Origin of the sequence: Haloferax profundi, from assembly GCF_001469865.1 — an archaeon.
GTDB lineage: Archaea > Halobacteriota > Halobacteria > Halobacteriales > Haloferacaceae > Haloferax > Haloferax profundi.
Genome location: NZ_LOPV01000146.1, coordinates 1 through 2,595, shown reverse-complemented (window position 1 = coordinate 2,595; position 2,595 = coordinate 1). Strand labels below are relative to the sequence as shown.

Sequence of the window (2,595 nt, the reverse complement as noted above, 5' to 3'; positions counted from 1 at the left end):
CACGGAGCTGAGCGTCGAGCCCGGAAGTCGCAGCCCGCGAGCGAAGCGAGCAGGACCGTCTTCCGACGTTCGACTCTCAGCGGTCCCACTCCACCTTTTTCATCGTCGGGGTTCCTCGGACAGCGTGGCTGTCCTGCGGGAACCTCCCCTCGAAAAATCTGGACCAAAAAGGCCGCGAAGACTCACTTCGTTCGTCTCGCGGTACAACCGATGACGTACTCTCCGCCAACACTCCGGCGAGCAACGAGACGAGTGAAAAAACGACCAGAGTGGTTCGGTCGTGACCGAGACACGAACCGTTCAGTTTTGACCCGGCGGATTCTGTGGACGCACCAGTTTGTTCCCGAGTTTGCTTTCGACGTCGACGAAGTATTCCCAGTCGCCCCACACGGCGGGACGGTTCCCGGTGTACCGTTTGTCCGTCTTGTGGACGATGAGGAAGTTGTAGTTCCCGTTGTCGTCGTACCCCTTGCAGTTGATGTTGTTTCGAATCCACCCAGAGTCGAGGAACGGGTCGTTCTCGAACGTTCCGCGGTACTGTACCTTGTAGTCACAGACCGTCAGCGTCTCTTGGTCCAGTTCCGACACGCCGCCAACAGTGCCTTGGACACGTCCGTCGCCGAGGTCCCAGTACCAGTCGCCGCTGGCGTCGTACGCGTAGACCGATTTGTACGTCCCTGTGACGACTTCTCCCTCGTCGGGGATGCCGTTTCCATCCTCGTCGTCGTACTTGCTCTTCGCCGTCTGTCCCACTGCCGTCCCCACCGGAAGCGCCGCGAGTGCCGCCGTGACACCGACTCCTCGAAGGAGTTTGCGCCGGGATATATTGGTTCTATTTACCATTGCCCCAACAGAACCACGACGAGTACCGTGATAAGTATGACCTAGTTGTCAAATTGAATACGTAGTTTTGAGTCAACTCGTGACCAGAAAATCTGTATTACCAGACCGTCTACCGGATTGTGATATAGTTTCGGAACACAGACATGAATTTGTAGAAACACGAATTCTGTCGCCTCCAAAAGGAAATTTTTATCCTACCCTGATTGGATGCCGTGCCATGGATAGCCTCGGAATCGAGCACACCGTACACCGAATCGCCGATGCGTACGATATCGAGGTGTACGACGTGCACGAGTCGGGAGACACACTCGTCATCGAGCAAGACGAGTACGAAGACACACGCTCGACGATGACCTCTGCTCTGCTTTTCGACAGATACGACGCCCACTTCGACCACATCGAGATTCGGGTGCCCGAGTCCGACGAAGGGACGCGAGTCAGTCGAAGTCAGTTCCATCAGTCGATGAACTCGTTTTCAGAAGTCATCGGGAACGACCACGGGTTCTAACCCCGTATCCCTCCGAGTGTCGTCGGAGGCGACTTTACTCCTGTGCGTCGACGACGGCCACACCAGCCAAGTTGACGATGTCTTTCACTTCGTCACCACGCTGGAGGACGTGCACCGGTTTGCCCATGCCGACGAGCATCGGGCCGATTGCCTCTGCGCCACCGAGGCGCTGGAGGAGTTTGTAGCCGATGTTGCCCGCCTCGAGGTTCGGGAACACGAGGACGTTCGCCGGTTCGTCGAGGTCCGAAAACTCGTACGTCCCGGTGAGCATCTCCTCGACGAGTGCTGTGTCGGCTTGCATCTCACCATCGACGGGGAAGTCCACCTCGGGGTCGTCGTGGAGGTGTTTCACCGCGTTCCGTGGTTTTCTCGTCCCCTCGTTGTCCACGCTGCCGAAGTCCGAGTACGACAGGAGTGCCGCGCGCGGTTCGACGTTGAACCGGCGAGCGAGTTCTGCGGTGTGTTTGGTTACTTCGGCGAGGACTTCCTCGTCTGGGTCGAGGTTGACTGTCGCGTCGGCGCAGAAGACGACACGGTTCTTGAACGCCAGCATGTAGACACCGGCGGCGTAGTTCGCGTCTTCGGCCGTACCGACGACCTGTAACGGTGGACGGAGGGCCGAGGGGTAGTGGTGGGTCAGACCCGTGAGCATCGCGTCGGCGTCGCCGATGTCGACCATGACGCTGGCGAAGTAATCGGAGTCCTGTCCGACGAGTTCGCCCGCTTCGACGCGGGTGAGGCCGTTTCGCTGTCGCTTCTCGTAGAGGTGGTCGGCGTAGTGACTCCAGTCGCCGTCGTGCGGGTTGGCGATAGTCGGGTCGAAGTCGAGGCCGAGAGCCTCTGCTTTCCGGAGAATCCGTCGCGTTCCCCCGATGAGGATTGGTTCGGCGATTCCTTCCTCCTGCATCTGGTAGGCCGCGCGAATCATCTTCTCGTCTTCCCCTTCGGCGAGGGCAACGCGCTTGGGGTCAGACTTCGCCTTGTTGAGGACGACTTGCATCATCTCGCGGGACTTCCCGAGACGTGCTTCGAGTTCCTCGCGGTACGCCTCCAAGTCGCGTTCGAGACGGGCGGCACCGCTCTCCATGGCCGCCTGTGCGACTGCTGGCGTCACCTCGTAGAGGACGCGCTGGTCCAGTGGTTTGGGGATGAGGTAGTCGGGGCCGAACTGCAACGGTTCGTCACCGTAGGCTTTGACGACGGCGTCGGGCACGTCCTGGCGAGCGAGGTGTGCAAGCGCTTCC

3 protein-coding genes are annotated in these 2,595 nt (G+C 59.5%); 1 reads left to right on the top strand and 2 read right to left on the bottom strand.

Features of this window, described 5'->3' with window-relative positions:
• Positions 1–300: 300 nt before the first annotated feature.
• Positions 301–843, bottom strand: coding sequence for a hypothetical protein (locus tag AUR66_RS07550; RefSeq protein WP_231727798.1), 543 nt, complete (start codon positions 841–843; stop codon positions 301–303).
• Positions 844–1,060: 217 nt separating this feature from the next.
• On the opposite strand from AUR66_RS07550, the gene AUR66_RS07545 reads away from it, so the two are divergent.
• A complete protein-coding gene (locus tag AUR66_RS07545) occupies positions 1,061–1,351 on the top strand; it encodes a hypothetical protein (protein ID WP_058571853.1) in 291 nt (96 codons plus the stop codon).
• Positions 1,352–1,385: 34 nt separating this feature from the next.
• Here the strand turns inward: AUR66_RS07545 and AUR66_RS07540 are convergent.
• Positions 1,386–2,595 (bottom strand): phosphate acyltransferase (locus AUR66_RS07540; RefSeq protein WP_269432569.1); only part of this gene is annotated, 1,210 nt, incomplete at its 5' end.